Below are 15,942 nucleotides of genomic sequence, written 5' to 3'. Positions count from 1 at the left end.
ATGAAGGTCTCTTAATCTCATCCATGATGGCCAACCGGCCAGTCACCCAACGGGGAACACATCTCCCATTGGGTCAGGTGTTCTCCGTTGTTTTTATCAGGAGAATACCATGCAACAACATACCCCCCCGGCTACGGTGCACACTGTGCCCCCGGCTGAACGCTCCCCTTTTGCTGACATTTTTCCGCACACCGGTTCACTGGAACTGATGTTGCTGGAGCACACGTTCATCAAAGCTGCTGCCGTGCTGTGTGACGATGAGCGGTGTGACCGATGGCAGTACCGGAAGGTGTCAGACCGCATCGCCTATATCGTGCCGGTACTGTTGGATACGTCGGTGGTCAATGTGAGTACGACGGACTTTAAAGGTGAAGTCTCCGCCGATGCCTTTGGGCTGATGGTGACCCTGAGCGTATTGGGTTATCTGACTGACCTGATGAAGCTGGACGGATATGCTGAGCGGTTTTGCGCCCTGCGTGAATATGTGCGGCAACATCCTCAGGCTCAGTGTATCCGGACGGCTCTGGGCTTAAAGGGAGAACGTGATGCCGGATAATGAACTGATGATGCTGGACAGTCTGGCACTGTCGGTCGTGTTTCCCGACAAAACCCCGCTGGAACGGTTGTTTCTGGGTTTCCTGCTGGCGAATACCGCCTCACAGTTGTGTGGTGAATATCGTCCTGAGCAGTGGCGCAGCCGGAACGTGTCTGGATCCCTGACGTATATGATCCCCACCGCGGCAAAAACCTATTCGGTTTATCTGCCGGAGACGACATTGACGGCCACGCTGTCTGCGGATGCGTTTGGTCTGGCCGTCACCGCGATTGTGTTTGCCCGTATCGCTGAGTTGGATGAACCGAATGCGGATGCGTTCCGGTTCTGTGAACTGCACGAATACGCGCTACACCACCCGGAAACCGGGCTGATACGTGCGGTACTGGCGTTGAAGCCCAAAGAGGACATCATCCGTTCGTCACTTATCCATAACAACCATAATCACCACTGACGTTATCAGTCGATGAGGCTGTTAACCTTTTTCTGAAGCGCCTGACCGGGGAGCCGACAACACCTTCCCGTATTGGGTGGGTGTTGTCTTTTATTGACGTCAAATCAAGGAGAGCCACACCATGAACCCGATTTTTTTACCCGTGCCGGATAATACGGAACCCGCCTTACGGGAAGACATTTTTACCGTCCAGGTCACCGGCCTGATGCAACACCCGCAAACACCACAAACGCGGCGGGAGAACACCCTGACCGTGTGTGAAGCCTCTTCCATCACGGAAGCGGTGCAGCGGCTGAAGGTGATCCACCTGTTGGGCGACTGGCCGCTGCCGACACCGTCCACGGGCATTTTTTTTCCGCTGACCGTCATGATTTATGACGCGCAGGATAACAACGTGCTCGGCGGCCGGATTGATGACGAGATTATCTGGGCGCAGCCGGTCACCGTGACATCAGAGCGTTTATCACTGGCGCAGAAACAACAGCGCTTGTGTCAGTCGGCCACGTTTGAGCTGAGCTGGCAGAATGCCGAGGCGGCCCGCGCCTTGTGGCATCAGGCGAATTTACTCTCGCTGCATGTGGTTGCGCCGCGTTATCAGCACCATCATGAAGTGCAGGATATTCTCCGGCACAGCACAACCCTCAGCGTTTAAAGGTGAGGTATCACCATGAAACCCTTACGTTTAACCGTCTGGCAGGTGATAGCGGACACGTTGCTGCAACACCATTTTGGCCTGCGCCTGACAGACACCGCGTTGTGTGAACCTGACACGCTGGCGGAATGCATTGCCAACAGCATTCCGCCCTCTGAGGCCATTAATGACCTGATAGACAAATACGACTTAATCCGGCTGGATACGCAGGGGATACCGCGCACAACACCCTATCTGGGTATCCATGATGAACTGAAAGTGATTTTTGACAGCGGTCTGGCTGGCCTGCTTTCTGAGCAAAATAAGCCGTAATCCTTTTTTCAATCTACCCACCGGGGGAACTGTATTCCCTGATGGGGCAGTTCCGCCTTTTTTAACGTTATCAATCAAGAGGAACTGAACTATGGCAGACTGGGTCACTAATCAACTGGACGTTACCGGCAAATCCGTGTGTCTCGATGTGATGCAACAGTGGGTCTGCGGGGAAGAAGCCCCCCGTTACCGTCAGGCGGTATTGCAAAGCCTGCGCCTGTTTCTGGCGGGCTGTGCCGGGATACTGAGAACCCCCAAACCCCAGGCCTATACGCCTTACCCAGAACTGGTGCGGGGCACGGCAGCGCCAACGGCGCAGAATCTGGCCTTTGAGCAATGGTTGGTGTTGTTACAGGACAATGTGCCGTTAAACAGCGACAACATTAAACGTATCGATAACCTGTACCGTCAGTCGGGTCTCAGCCTGCTGCGCTGGGAGCATGTCCCGGTGCCGGCGCGTGACATCATTGCCCGCCTGCTGACCCGCCAGTATACCGACTGGTTTGGCATGGTGAGCTGGTCTGAGACACCGGATATCAGCGTGTGCTGGGATAAACTGAATACGTACCCGGCAACGGCACAACCCTGCGATATGTTGATGATGATGCCGCCCCGGCTGGCCTGTGAGATTAATGGTCACAGTGGCTTGCTGAAAGGCATCGCCAGTACCGTGCAGTTTTACGGCGAGCAATACGGTCTGGAGTGGCCGTTCGGTCATCATGTCCGCTGGGAACGGCGCCATGTCAGCAGTCTGACGGTGCGGTTTGATACCCCGTGGGCAGCGCCGTCAGCCGAACTGATGGGGGCGCTGTCCTCGGTGTTTGACTGTGAAATCCGCCACTGGTACAGCGAACCGTCAGGCCAGCTTAAAGGCTATGATTGTTATGATCAGGGTGAGCACGTAGACAGTGGCCACGGGCAGTCAGGACGGGAGAACCGTCCGGCCCTGTATCTGGTTGACGGTGACAAAACCGACATGCCACGGGCATTACCGGCGATCGCCGTCGGGCAGTAATCCGTTGTTTAACGCAGCATCAGCTTATTTTGACTTTAACCGAAGGGGAAAGCACGTTCCCCTGTCGGGGCGTGTTTTCCTTTTTTATCAGGAAAACACGCTATGGCTTCTCGCCCTGACTACCAGAAAGAATTTATTTCATTGTTTAAACAAACCGCCCGTTCCCGTAACCGCCATCAGGTTTTCCGGGATTTTTGTAATTGCACGATGGCGGCGATCCACAATAAATACTGTTTCAGTGAGGAGCTGGAGCAGTTCTATCTGAAAACCATCAACAAGTACGAACGGGAGGATGTGAACCGGATCGTGCAGCTTTTTTCGACTACTGTGCTGGCACTGGCAGAAGAGCCCTGCGATTTTCTCGGCAGTGTCTTTATGCAACTGGAGCTGGGTGATAAAGATCTCCAGCAGTTCTTTACGCCTTGGGGCGTGGCCAGAATGATGGCGGAAATACAGTTGCAGGATGTGTCTGAATTGTTGCAGACCCAACCGTTTGTTACCTTCCACGAACCGTGCTGCGGTGCGGCCTGTATGATGCTGGCGGCCGCAGAGGTATTGAGAGAGCAGGGACATGATCCGTTATCCAGTATGTGGGTGTCTGCGATTGATATCGACCCGCTGGCGGCAGTGATGGCCTATATCCAGCTTTCCCTGACCGGTATTCCGGCGGCGGTCACTATCGGTGATGCTCTGTATGATGGTGGCAGCAAACGAACACGCTACACACCGGCCCATTATCTGGGCAACTGGTCACAGCGTTTGCAGGCATATGAACAAGCAGCCTGATTTCTGTTTTCACCCTCTTTGTTTCACTACTGCGCCTTTCGGGGCGCTTTTTTACGTTTAATTGTAAGTCATACAAACAATTTTCATTTTCGCAAAAAGAGTTTCTCCTTGTTTCCGATTGGGATTGACCGACACTGAGCCAAATTTGAAAAGGAGAAAAGTGATGTTTACTCGTTTTAAATCGCATTTTACCCGCTCACTAGCATTACAGAAAAAATCATCAGGGCAAAAAACGAGCGAGGCTTGTGATAACGGGGGCTATTTCCGGCCACAATCAGTGGATGCTTTGCTGGCAACGCCCTTGCGCTGTCAGTGCCTGCAACAATTATGGCAAAACAGTACGCTGCCTGAAGGGTTGTATCAGCGTTTTTATCTCGCCCCGATTAAACAACTGCTGGGCAGTGTTCAGCAGATACCCGCCGCCCCGGAAGGGAAGTGGTCAGGCAGTGGTGGATTTGCTGACCTGACACTGCAATTTACCACCTGTGCCGTGCGGCTGGCCAAAGGGCATTTGTTGCCGCCGGGTGTGGCACCGGAAACGCAGGCAGCACAGGGTGTCTTATGGCAGGCGGTGGTGTTCTGGGCGTCGTTGTTTTACCACCTGCCGTTGTTGCGGCAACTCGAAGGAGAACTGGAAGACGGGCAGGTCTGGCAACCGGGCATCGGTATCCCCGACAAACCGTTTCGTTTCCGTTTTCGTGCACCGGAGAACATACCGTCGGCTCCGCAGGAAGTGTTGCTGGCTGCCTGTCTGTTACCGGAAAAAGCCATGATGTGGCTGGTGACTGTACCGGAGGTCTGGCACTGTCTGATGCAGCATCTTAACGGGCGTCCTTCCTCTGTCCCGCTGATAGAGGCATTGCTTCAGGCCGCAGCCGGGCAGGTTCAATCCCCTTTGCGGGGGAAACAGGAAATTTCTCCGTCTCCGGCGAAGGAAGCGGCGTTCTCTGCCGAAGGCAATCCGGTACCGGAAACGACATTCATGCCTCCTGTCAGTGAAATCACAACCCCACCGCCCTCTGTGTCTGACGATACTCTGACGTTATTGTCCTTATTTCAGTCACCGGATGCATCTTTGCCGCAAAATCAGGGAAAAAATCACCACACCGACTCGAAACTGACCAAACGGTCAAAACGGGAGAAATAAAGTATTGCCCCTGACAGTCACCTGCACTCATCATTTAAAGGTAAATAATTCAAATGGTTATTTGTATTCTATTGCCGCGAATTGTTTTTGGACAGGAAACGGCAGGATGAGCCGAGGAAAAAATAACATGTTGCACACCGTAGACACCCTCAGTTGGGAAGAATTATTAGAAGAGTATTTTTTTTCACATATCCTGCGACCGGATACCGAATGGAGTTATCGCAAGGTCACACGGGGTTTTATCCGGTTTATGGGAGAAGCCGCATCACCGGCACAGGTTATTCACCGGGATGTGCTGCGGTGGCGACGCCACCTTCTGGTGGAGAAAAAGCAGTCGAGCCATACCTGGAATAATAAGGTGGCTCATCTGCGGGCTATTTTTAATTTCGGCATAGAGCGAAAACTGCTGCCTCACACCGAAAACCCGTTTAACAACGCCGTGGCTAAAAAAGAGAAGAAAAAGAAGAAGATTTTGAGCAAATCGCAGATAAACCGCATTAATCTGTTGATGGGCAAGTTTGCTGAGGAAGAAAGAATCGAGATGACTCCACGGGGAGGGCGTTGTGCCCTGTATCCGACCTGGTATTGGTCAACAGTGCTGGCGACATTGCGCTTTACGGGGATGCGTCAGAACCAGTTACTGCACCTGCGGCTGCGGGATATTAATCTGGACAGCAATTATATTGAACTGGGGCTGGAAGGCAGTAAAAACCACAGTGAATGGGAAATACCGATTATTCCGCCGCTTAAACGCCGGCTGACAAAATTAGTGGAAAGGGCAATCGCTGCCGGTGCGAAAGCCCACGATCCGATTTTCGATCTCAGCCGGTTGAGTGTCCCGCACCCAAGCCGGCTTTCCCGTTACCAATACGATATCAACCGGGAAAAACAACAGCTCCGTTCTTTCTTTCGCCGGCTGTCCAAAGAGTGTGATTTTGCGGTCTCGCCTCACCGTTTTCGTCATACGTTGGCGACGACTCTGATGAAATCACCGGATCGTAATCTGCCGCTGGTGAAACGATTACTGGGGCACCGTAATGTGGCGACCACGATGGAATACATTGATCTTGATATGGAAGTGACGGGCAAAGCGCTGGAGCGGGAACTGGGGTTGTATACTGATTTTGTTGATGAGCATGCCGATGAGAATGAATAAAACGGCGTAAAAAAGACAGGGCAGGTCTCAGACAGGATTGAGGTGGAGGTGTGAGTGAACTGCCCTGCATCAATAGGGATGGTATGAAAAAAATGGCTAATTCCGATCCCCTGTCCCGTAAAGTTTTTCCCTTACTTGACATCAGAATCAATTACTGAAATCATTACCTTAAACGAGAAAAGGGTAACTGTTAAAACAGCTACCCTGTTATCTTGTCTTAAATGTTCTTTTCAACTAAACAGTACAAATTGAGCTGATTAGGATTTAACATTTAATTAACGATTGATTCTTTTTTGCGCTTTTGTCAGGAAATTTAACAACCTAGGACAAACCCGCATGGAAACTTGGTGCCCGGAGGCGGAATCGAACCACCGACACGGGGATTTTCAATCCCCTGCTCTACCGACTGAGCTATCCGGGCTAACGGGGACGCATTAAACCGTATTAAGCCCAATCCGTCAATGACTTTCTGAGAAAAAAACGTGAAAAATGGTTGTTGGTTGTATTTTTATACTGTTTTGGTGTGATTATTCAGCTTTGGCTGCTTTTTATCAGCTCAAAGCACCATCTTTCCGGCATTTGGCAATGATCAGAATATCCTGAGCCAGTAGTTTCGCCGTAATCACATCCTCAAGTTCTCTTTTCACTAATAGTTTGCTGAGACAGCCTTCAAGGATAAGTTCCATCTGTTTGGCAACCTGTTCACTATCTTCAATACCAATTTGCTGTAATAACCCGATCGTATAGTGAAAAGAATTCTGTTTTTGTAACTCTGCCAGTTGGTGAATCGGATGGTCAGTATCAGGAAAAGCGCCACAAGCTGCAATGAACAGACAACCGGGATAGCGCTGCTCTTGTACCTTTTCCTTCAACGTATCGTAGCGGGCCAATAATTTTTGCTCCGGGCTTAAGGTTTCATCCAGCAAGATATGACGCTGCCGGGCTTCAATTTGTTGGCTATGATAGCGTAGACAATCGTAGAGCAGGGCCTCGCGATCAGGCCAGAAATGTTTTATGTGGTTGATATCAATATTGAGGGGAGTTAAAAGTGTCTCCAATGTTGCTGACAGACCATGTTGCTCGAGTAAGTTCAAGCTATGACTAAGCACATATTCACGTTGCACAGTTGTTCTCCTTTTAAATGATTTCTGTTTACCCTTCATATTGCTGGTTCCGGTTGGGAATCTATTGGGTATAGATGCTGTAAATGGCGGTTAAAACGTTCTGCATCCATAAATCCATTAACCCGTGAATCGAATAACTCTTTTCCTTGAGCATCAAAAAATAAAATGGTGGGGAGTCCCATTACCTTCAATTTTTGCAGTAGTTCTTTCTGTCTGGGGCTATTTTCTGTGACATTCGCCTGCAACAGGAGGAAGTTGCTTAACTGTTTTTGCACCTGTGGGTCGCTGAAAGTATATTTTTCGAACTCTTTACAGGCGACACACCAATCTGCATACATATCCAACATTATCGGTTTGTGGCGGTTTTCAGCCAGAATTTGGTTCAACTCTTGCCAGTCGCTGACTTGTTGAAATTTCAAAGGTGCTTGTTGTTGTGCCGTAGCCTGAGTTCCCCATACCCAATCCTGCAAGGGGCGTGACGAGATTAAAGCCAGTGTCAGTAGAATGAGTTGTAGGGTACGTAACCAACCATTTTTGTTGTTGAGTGTTAACACAAAAGCCCAACTGAAGAAGGCTACACCCAACATGCTCCACAATCTTATTCCCCATGTTTCACCGAAGACCCTTTCCAGTAAAAAAATTGGCAGTGCAAGAATAATAAAGCCGAATGCTTCTTTAATGTATTGCATCCATGGGCCGCTACGAGGTAAGAATTTGTGACCAAATAAAGTAACAGCGATAAGTGGTAACCCCATTCCCAGTGCATAAAGGTAAAGTGTCAGGCCACCAAGCACGGTGTTACCACTTTGGGCGATATAAAGTAAGATGGCGCTAAGTGGGGCTGTTGTACAGGGAGAGGAAATCAGTCCTGCCAGCATTCCCATAATAAATACCCCTAAATAAGAGCCACTTTTCTGCTGGTTACTCCAGTTCACCAAACGTGTCTGAACTGAGGAAGGGAGTTGTAGTGAATACGTTCCAAACATGGATAACGCCAGTAGAATAAACAGTACAGACAGCCCTACCAGAATATAAGGATTTTGTAACGCAGCCTGAAATTGTAAACCTGCCGCAGCGACGATTAATCCCAATACAGTATAAGTAATAGCCATTCCTTGTACATAGCTCATTGCCAGCCAGAAAATACGTTTCAGGCTTTCAGGTCGCTGCTGACCAAGAATAATGCCGGAAATCAGCGGGTACATAGGCAGAATGCAAGGCGTAAATGCGATACCAATACCAATCAATAACGCCCATAGCGGTGAAAAGGGAGTCTCATGTGCTTTAGGGAGTGTTTCTTTCTGCGGTGGAGGTTCACTCAGAGATGCTATTGATGAAGCGGAAGTAATGACAGCACGAAGTGGTACGGTAAGTGTTTCCGGGGGATAGCAATATCCCGCTTCTGCACAACCTTGATAAGAAACCTGAAGAGTAGAATCATTAGTTGCAGCAAGAATGGGGATGTAAATATGTGCTGATTGGAAATAGACCTCGGTTTTGCCAAAAAACTCATCTTCATGAGCTGTTGCTTTGGAAAAATCGATATGACCTAAGGTGACTTGTTGGTTCGGTGTGATGATGAACTGTTTTCTATAGAGGTAATAACCGGGTTTAATGTCCCAGCTCAGTGTGAGTTGATCCCCTTTCTGCTGAAAATCAAACATGAATGCCTGTTCAGCGGGAAGGTATAAATTCTGTCCGGGGCGCTCAAACAGTGCGTTAGCTGTAATGGGAGAAGCAGCGATTGCACTGAATAGTAGAAACAATATGAGAACACGTTTCATCATAAGATATCTTTTGCCTACCTGTTTTTTTATAGGGTTGATGGGGGAAATTTACCAGAATCAGTACTGTTACCAAAATCAGTGCTATTACCGATGAGATCCACGGCAAAAGGCTGCTTGCCTAATATTAAAACAGTGTGGTGTTTTTTTCAGGAAAGATTATTGGAAATAAGGATGGGCAAGAAAATATTCAGGGGCTTTTTAAACCCCTGAGATGACACTAAGTAAGGTGTGAAAATTACAGAACCATGTCTCCAAATAGGAAACCGAATGCTACAGCCAATCCAACAGCAATTGTTCCCGGAATGAAGAACGGATGATTGAAAACAAAACGCCCGATCCGGGTGGTTCCGGTATCATCCATTTGCACTGCTGCAACCAGGGTCGGATAGGTTGGCAGAATGAACAGCCCGGAAACCGCAGAGAACGAAGCGATTGCAGTCAATGGTGTGACATGTAGAGCTAATGCCATAGGCATCAATGCTTTGGCTGTAACTGCTTGTGAATAAAGTAAGGCAGAGCAAAAGAAGAAAATAACAGCCAATAACCACGGTTGTGCATGAATCAGATTACCCGCAGTTTCTTTGATCCAAGCAAGATTGGCCTGAACAAAAGTATCCCCCAGCCATGCTACTCCCAGAATACAGATACAAGCACTCATTCCTGCTTTAAAAGTACTTGAGTTCAGGATGGCGTCAGTATCAGCGGAGCAGATAACGGTGGTAATGGTCGCGACACTTAACATAATAATCAGAATCGCACTGGTGGTGTTCATCAGCGGTTTTTCAATTAATCCTATACTAGGGCTATTGATAACCGCATAGATAATGACGCCGGTAACACCTAACAAAAACAACAGAACAGACAGTTTTGCCTTAGGTTTGATTTGGATCTGAGCAGAGCCACGCATTTCTACTAATCCAGCAGTAAGGCGTTTTTGATAGATAGGGTCATTTGCCAGTTTGGAATCGAAAAGCCATGAAACAATGAATGACATTAATACGATGGCAAAAAACGTAGCTGGCAACAGTATCATGAGCAAATGAATATAACTGACCCCTTGTTCTTCCATTACCGATGCCATATAAACCACTGCCGCAGAGATGGGAGAAGCGGTGATCCCAATTTGAGCAGAAACAACAGCGGTTGAGAGCGGGCGGCATGGTTTGATGCCTTGTTCTTTAGCAACCTCCGCAATAACAGGTAATGTTGCCAGTGAAATATTTCCCGTTCCTGCAAATAAAGTCAGAAAGTAAGTGACGATAGGTGCAAGGATCGTGATGTACTTCGGATTCCTGCGCAGTAATTTTTCGGTTTGTTGGACGAGATAATCTAATCCTCCAGCCACTTGCATAGCTGATATTGCAGCAATAACAGCCATGATAATTGAGATAACATCAAATGGAATGCTACCTGGTTTGACGCCAATGGCGGCGAGGATCAAAACGCCAATTCCACCAGCAAAACCAATGCCTATTCCCCCTAATCTTGCCCCCAGAAAAATGGCCAGCAGAACAATAACCAATTCTACGGCTAACATGTTGCATACTCCTTCATTTATTTAATTTTGTGAAAATCTATGGTTAATAATTTGTGTTTGCTGCCAATTAAAAAGGCACGCTTCCGGTTGGAACAGCGTGCCTTAAAAATTAAGACGAACTCGTTATTATAATCATTTAATTAGTCATCAAAACGTTTTGCTTTATAAGTTGGATGTTTTAGGTTCTCAACAGAGAAAATATCATCTAATTGCGTTTCTGTCAGTAGACCACGCTCCAGAACGACTTCCCGGACACTTTTACCCGTTTCTGCACAGATCTTACCTACGATATCCCCATTATGGTGACCGATGAATGGGTTCAGATATGTCACGATACCGATAGAGTTAAAGACAAAGCTTTCACATACTTCTTTATTGGCTGTAATACCATTAACACATTTTTCAACCAGATTGCGGCATGCATTGCTCAGGATAGTAATGGATTCAAACATTGCCTGACCAATTGCTGGCTCCATCACGTTCAACTGCAATTGACCTGCTTCTGCGGCCATGGTGATGCAGGTATCATTGCCAATAACTTTGAAACAAACCTGGTTAACAACTTCTGGCACCACTGGGTTCACTTTGGCTGGCATAATAGAAGAGCCTGCCTGCAATTCTGGCAGATTGATTTCGTTCAGACCAGCGCGTGGGCCGGAAGAGAGCAGACGCAGGTCATTACAAATTTTGGACATTTTTACTGCCAGACGTTTCAGTGCTCCGTGAACCATTACATAAGCACCACAGTCGGAAGTTGCTTCAATCAGGTCTTCTGCGGGTACACAAGGCAGGCCAGTGACTTCTGCCAATTTTTCCACAGCCAGTTTCTGGTAGCCAGGTGCTGTATTCAGACCAGTACCGATAGCGGTTGCTCCGAGGTTGACTTCCAATAGCAATTCCGCTGTACGGGTGATATTTTTGATCTCTTCTTTCAATAACATGGAGAAAGCACGGAACTCCTGACCTAAAGTCATCGGTACAGCGTCTTGTAGCTGAGTACGCCCCATTTTCAGGATGTCCTCGAACTCAATACCTTTTTTGTCGAAACCTGCTTTTAATAATTCAATAGAATCGATCAACTGCATGATTGAGTTGTATACAGCAATACGGAAACCAGTGGGATAGGCATCGTTGGTTGACTGGCTTCTGTTCAGATGATCATTGGGGTTCAGGTACTCATATTCACCTTTCTGGTGTCCCATCAGTTCAAGGCCGATATTTGCCAATACCTCATTCGTATTCATGTTGAGTGAGGTGCCTGCACCGCCCTGAAAAACGTCAACCGGGAACTGATCCATACATTTACCGGTGTTGAGCAGCTCATCACAGGACTTGACAATGATATCTGCAATTTTGCCGGAGATAGTATGGAGCTCTTTGTTTGCCAGTGCTGCCGCTTTTTTCACCATCACCATGCCACGGATGAATTCAGGTACGTCGTTAATGGAGCGGTCACTGATATAGAAGTTTTCAATCGCACGTAGAGTGTGAATACCGTAATAGGCTTCAGCAGGGACTTCACGTTTACCTAACAAGTCTTCTTCGATACGAATGTTGTTTGACATGAGAACCTTCTTAAGATTGGATACGTTTTTACTGTTTGTTATGTGTTTGTTGAAATAATGTTGCCGCTAGCAATTGCTGTGATATTAACCAATTACCACTAAATTGCTGGCGCGATCATATTTGGATTTGTTAGAAATGCCTTGAACCTGGATCACTTTATAGTACGATTTTATTTAATGAAATGGCATATGTGTGATTAAGGTCACGGTTACTCAGATCAAAAGTCAAGAGTCACAAGTATTGAAAACAGTTATTGTTATCCCCACACTATGTCTTCTGGAGCGTATCATCTGGAGAGTTATCATTAATGAACATGGTGATAAGGAAGAAGACTGTATTCATAATCGGATGAAAATGCCAATTTATTCCCTTCATCTTTCAGGTTGCCTCAACTATGCCTTAACTAAAGGAGAACAACGTGCGCTGGCTCCCGCTTATCCTGATATGCCTGCTGGTTTATATTGAATCAGTTCTATTCGTCCGCATTGCTTCTGAAGTCGGAGTCTTGCTAACCCTGTTACTGGTGGTTCTGACTTCTTGTGTTGGTGTTTCCCTTGTCCGTAATCAGGGAATCAAAAATTTTATGTCAATGCAGCAGAAAATTGCTGCCGGAGAAAGCCCCGCGACAGAAGCCGTTAAAAGTGTCTCTTTAGTGATAGCGGGATTCCTGTTAATACTCCCCGGCTTTTTTACCGATTTTCTTGGGTTATTGCTGCTGCTGTCTCCTGTACAAAAATTACTGACAGCAAAATTACTGTCACATATTACCTTTTATCGTCCGAATGTCCGTGGAGGATATGGTCAGGACGGTGACCACGGGCAAACATTTGAAGGTGAGTATCAGCGCAGGCAAGATGATGCTTCCTATACTATTACTCGTGATGATCAAAAGCATGGTGACCAAAAACGTCATGATGAACACGATGATAGTCATAACAAAAAGTAATTTCTGTTTACGTTGTCTGAGATTTCAGAGGGTAATAAAAAAGTGAAATATTTTTTGCTATCCCCCCTTGAAGTACGTTTATATGCCCCAATTTGTAGCTTCATGGTACTGGTTCTATTGGGTTCTGGTATCAATCCTCTTACCTGATATGGACTTTATTTATAGGAGATCTATCAATGAAAATTCGTCCATTACACGACCGCGTTATTGTCAAGCGTCAAGAAGTTGAATCAAAATCTGCTGGCGGAATCGTTTTGACTGGTTCTGCTGCGGGCAAATCTACCCGTGGTGAAGTTCTGGCTGTTGGCAATGGTCGCATCCTGGAAAGCGGAGATGTGAAAGCGCTAGATGTTAAAGTGGGTGATATCGTTATTTTTAACGAAGGTTATGGTGTTAAAACAGAAAAGATCGATAACGAAGAAGTGTTGATCATGTCTGAAAGCGATATTCTGGCAATTGTTGAAGCGTAATTGAAAAAACTACGCTTAGATCTTCTTAATTGAACGAATTTAAAGGAAAGACACAATGGCAGCTAAAGACGTAAAATTTGGTAATGATGCTCGCAGCAAAATGTTGCGCGGTGTGAATGTACTGGCTGATGCAGTTAAAGTGACTTTGGGTCCTAAAGGTCGTAATGTTATTTTGGATAAATCTTTTGGTGCACCTGTAATTACTAAAGATGGTGTTTCTGTAGCACGTGAAATTGAATTGGAAGACAAATTCGAGAACATGGGTGCACAGATGGTTAAAGAAGTTGCCTCTAAAGCGAATGATGCAGCAGGCGATGGTACAACCACTGCAACTGTACTGGCTCAAGCGATCGTCACCGAAGGTCTGAAAGCAGTTGCTGCTGGTATGAACCCAATGGATCTGAAACGTGGTATCGATAAAGCAGTAATTTCTGCGGTTGAAGAGCTGAAGAAACTTTCCGTACCTTGCTCTGATTCCACTTCCATTGCACAGGTTGGTACAATCTCTGCAAACTCCGACGAAACCGTAGGTAAACTGATCGCAGAAGCGATGGATAAAGTCGGTAAAGAAGGTGTAATCACCGTTGAAGAAGGTACTGGTCTGGAAGACGAACTGGATGTTGTTGAAGGTATGCAGTTCGACCGTGGTTACCTCTCTCCTTATTTCATCAACAAACCAGAAGCAGGTTCTGTTGAGCTGGAAAACCCATACATCCTGCTGGTAGACAAAAAAGTTTCCAACATCCGTGAACTGCTGCCAGTTCTGGAAGGCGTAGCTAAGGCGAGCAAGCCTCTGGTTATCATCGCTGAAGATGTTGAAGGCGAAGCGCTGGCTACTCTGGTTGTGAACAACATGCGTGGTATCGTGAAAGTTGCAGCGGTTAAAGCACCAGGTTTTGGTGATCGCCGTAAAGCAATGTTGCAGGATATTGCTATTCTGACTAACGGTACTGTGATTTCAGAAGAGATTGGTCTGGAGCTGGAAAAAGCAACTCTGGAAGATCTGGGTCAGGCAAAACGTATCGTTATCAGCAAAGACACGACCACTATTATTGATGGTGTAGGTGAAGCAAGCGCAATTGAAGCGCGTGTTGGTCAAATCCGTCAGCAAATCGAAGAGTCAACTTCTGACTATGACCGTGAAAAATTGCAAGAGCGCGTAGCGAAACTGGCAGGCGGTGTTGCTGTGATCAAAGTTGGTGCAGCAACTGAAGTTGAAATGAAAGAAAAACGCGCACGTGTTGACGATGCTCTGCATGCAACTCGCGCAGCAGTGGAAGAAGGTGTTGTTGCTGGTGGTGGTGTTGCTCTGGTTCGCGCAGCGGCAGCTATTACAGAGCTGGTTGGTGACAACGAAGATCAGAACGTAGGTATCCGTGTTGCACTGCGTGCAATGGAAGCGCCAATGCGTCAGATCGTAGACAACGCGGGTGAAGAGCCATCCGTTGTTGTGAACAACGTGAAAGCAGGTCAGGGCAACTACGGTTATAACGCGGCAACTGAACAGTACGGCGATATGATCGGAATGGGTATCCTGGATCCAACTAAAGTAACACGTTCTGCACTGCAATTTGCTGCTTCTATCGCTGGTCTGATGGTCACTACTGAAGCGATGATCACTGATCTGCCAAAAGATGACAAAGCTGACTTAGGCGCAGCTGGTGGCATGGGCGGTATGGGTGGAATGGGAGGCATGATGTAGTGCGACGAGAGTCGCGTAGGTAGCTAGCCGAGCGGGCTACGTCCGTAGTGACCCCTAACTTTTATAGTGGTGGTCGCTAACCAACCCGCCGAAATAGCATTTGATAAAACCCGATATTTGGGCTTGTTTCCAGGCCCGAATATCGGTCCTCCGTATGGAGTCCGATTTCAGGTATGGGCGCAAGCCTGTATCCCCGCAAAAGCGAATGATACACGTTGAAGCAACTTCCTCAGGCTGTTGTGATGTAACGGGAATATCCTTTTCTATCAAAGCATAAGCACCTACCGGTGTGAAGCTGTGCTAATGATTGTCTGGTCGTAATGGTATTTCATTTACAAAAGCAGACCTGTTATGCAACTAACAGTAGCCTAGGGACAGTGCGTCACCAGTAATGGTGGGGTGCCAAGCGTCCTGACAATGTACTCCCTGAATTTCAGGTATTGTTTTGCCGTGAGGTAAGCAATGGATTTCACCAGTAGCAGGTGGATGAGAGGCTAGGCTGGGTCATAAGGTTAACGTTAAGTGAACTGCTAAAAAGCACCGTCAGCCGCAAGCAGCATAAGCTACTGACATGCTGTGACCAAAAGGTACAAGGTCGGTTATTCCTCTTACATCTGGGAATACGTTGTCATCAGACCTTCGGTGTATTGGCAGAACCTAAGTGATCCGTGTCATTAGCATGGAACTCGGTAAGCCCGTATTTTTGCCCCTGTGGCAGGTAAGTCGTAAGACGAA

At 47.3% G+C, this 15,942-nt stretch carries 16 protein-coding genes and 1 tRNA gene; 12 read left to right on the top strand and 5 right to left on the bottom strand.

Features of this window, described 5'->3' with window-relative positions:
- Nucleotides 1-109: 109 nt before the first annotated feature.
- The 8 genes from HGO23_RS19515 to HGO23_RS02505 all read left to right on the top strand — a co-directional run bounded on the left by HGO23_RS19515 (nucleotide 110) and on the right by HGO23_RS02505 (nucleotide 6,075).
- Nucleotides 110-556, top strand: a complete 447-nt coding sequence (locus HGO23_RS19515) for an antirestriction protein (protein ID WP_209027866.1) — start codon at nucleotides 110-112, stop codon at nucleotides 554-556.
- On the top strand, nucleotides 546-1,007 hold the full coding sequence (locus tag HGO23_RS02535; protein WP_010846352.1) for an antirestriction protein: 462 nt from the start codon (nucleotides 546-548) through the stop codon (nucleotides 1,005-1,007). The genes HGO23_RS19515 and HGO23_RS02535 overlap by 11 nt, the downstream gene beginning before the upstream one ends.
- Before the next feature lie 121 nt (nucleotides 1,008-1,128).
- Nucleotides 1,129-1,659, top strand: coding sequence for a hypothetical protein (locus HGO23_RS02530; RefSeq protein ID WP_010846351.1), 531 nt, complete (start codon nucleotides 1,129-1,131; stop codon nucleotides 1,657-1,659).
- 15 nt (nucleotides 1,660-1,674) lie between these two features.
- Nucleotides 1,675-1,971: a TA system toxin CbtA family protein gene (locus HGO23_RS02525; protein ID WP_010846350.1), complete on the top strand. Its 297-nt coding sequence runs from the start codon at nucleotides 1,675-1,677 to the stop codon at nucleotides 1,969-1,971.
- Nucleotides 1,972-2,062: 91 nt separating this feature from the next.
- Nucleotides 2,063-2,986 (top strand): DUF1281 domain-containing protein, encoded by a 924-nt coding sequence (locus HGO23_RS02520; protein ID WP_209027865.1) that lies wholly within the window; start codon nucleotides 2,063-2,065, stop codon nucleotides 2,984-2,986.
- Between the two features lie 102 nt (nucleotides 2,987-3,088).
- Complete coding sequence (locus tag HGO23_RS02515) at nucleotides 3,089-3,772, top strand: N-6 DNA methylase (protein WP_209027864.1); 684 nt, start codon at nucleotides 3,089-3,091, stop codon at nucleotides 3,770-3,772.
- Nucleotides 3,773-3,935: 163 nt separating this feature from the next.
- Entirely contained in the window at nucleotides 3,936-4,919 is a 984-nt protein-coding gene (locus HGO23_RS02510; RefSeq protein ID WP_209027863.1) for a TraI domain-containing protein, read from the top strand.
- A gap of 106 nt (nucleotides 4,920-5,025) precedes the next feature.
- Nucleotides 5,026-6,075, top strand: a complete 1,050-nt coding sequence (locus tag HGO23_RS02505) for a tyrosine-type recombinase/integrase (RefSeq protein WP_425330506.1) — start codon at nucleotides 5,026-5,028, stop codon at nucleotides 6,073-6,075.
- 345 nt (nucleotides 6,076-6,420) lie between these two features.
- Here the strand turns inward: HGO23_RS02505 and HGO23_RS02500 are convergent.
- The 5 genes from HGO23_RS02500 to aspA form a co-directional block, all read right to left on the bottom strand.
- A tRNA-Phe gene (locus HGO23_RS02500) sits at nucleotides 6,421-6,496 on the bottom strand.
- Between the two features lie 130 nt (nucleotides 6,497-6,626).
- Entirely contained in the window at nucleotides 6,627-7,199 is a 573-nt protein-coding gene (gene dicD / locus HGO23_RS02495; protein WP_099137332.1) for a division control transcriptional repressor DicD, read from the bottom strand.
- A 35-nt stretch (nucleotides 7,200-7,234) separates the two neighbouring features.
- Nucleotides 7,235-8,986, bottom strand: coding sequence for a protein-disulfide reductase DsbD (locus HGO23_RS02490; RefSeq protein WP_209027861.1), 1,752 nt, complete (start codon nucleotides 8,984-8,986; stop codon nucleotides 7,235-7,237).
- A gap of 235 nt (nucleotides 8,987-9,221) precedes the next feature.
- Complete coding sequence (locus HGO23_RS02485) at nucleotides 9,222-10,523, bottom strand: anaerobic C4-dicarboxylate transporter (RefSeq protein ID WP_099137329.1); 1,302 nt, start codon at nucleotides 10,521-10,523, stop codon at nucleotides 9,222-9,224.
- A gap of 140 nt (nucleotides 10,524-10,663) precedes the next feature.
- On the bottom strand, nucleotides 10,664-12,088 hold the full coding sequence (gene aspA, locus HGO23_RS02480) for an aspartate ammonia-lyase (RefSeq protein WP_209027860.1): 1,425 nt from the start codon (nucleotides 12,086-12,088) through the stop codon (nucleotides 10,664-10,666).
- 241 nt (nucleotides 12,089-12,329) lie between these two features.
- On the opposite strand from aspA, the gene HGO23_RS02475 reads away from it, so the two are divergent.
- The 4 genes from HGO23_RS02475 to groL all read left to right on the top strand — a co-directional run bounded on the left by HGO23_RS02475 (nucleotide 12,330) and on the right by groL (nucleotide 15,207).
- Nucleotides 12,330-12,554, top strand: coding sequence for a hypothetical protein (locus HGO23_RS02475; protein ID WP_209027859.1), 225 nt, complete (start codon nucleotides 12,330-12,332; stop codon nucleotides 12,552-12,554).
- On the top strand, nucleotides 12,508-13,035 hold the full coding sequence (locus HGO23_RS02470; RefSeq protein WP_099137327.1) for an FxsA family protein: 528 nt from the start codon (nucleotides 12,508-12,510) through the stop codon (nucleotides 13,033-13,035). The genes HGO23_RS02475 and HGO23_RS02470 overlap by 47 nt, the downstream gene beginning before the upstream one ends.
- 176 nt (nucleotides 13,036-13,211) lie before the next feature.
- Nucleotides 13,212-13,505: a co-chaperone GroES gene (locus HGO23_RS02465; protein ID WP_099137326.1), complete on the top strand. Its 294-nt coding sequence runs from the start codon at nucleotides 13,212-13,214 to the stop codon at nucleotides 13,503-13,505.
- A gap of 55 nt (nucleotides 13,506-13,560) precedes the next feature.
- Nucleotides 13,561-15,207: a chaperonin GroEL gene (gene groL, locus HGO23_RS02460; RefSeq protein ID WP_099137325.1), complete on the top strand. Its 1,647-nt coding sequence runs from the start codon at nucleotides 13,561-13,563 to the stop codon at nucleotides 15,205-15,207.
- Nucleotides 15,208-15,942: the final 735 nt, after the last annotated feature.

The organism is Xenorhabdus budapestensis (assembly GCF_017743015.1).
GTDB lineage: Bacteria > Pseudomonadota > Gammaproteobacteria > Enterobacterales > Enterobacteriaceae > Xenorhabdus > Xenorhabdus budapestensis.
The sequence above is the reverse complement of the archived record's forward strand: the minus strand, read 5'-3'. Positions and strand labels throughout refer to the sequence as shown.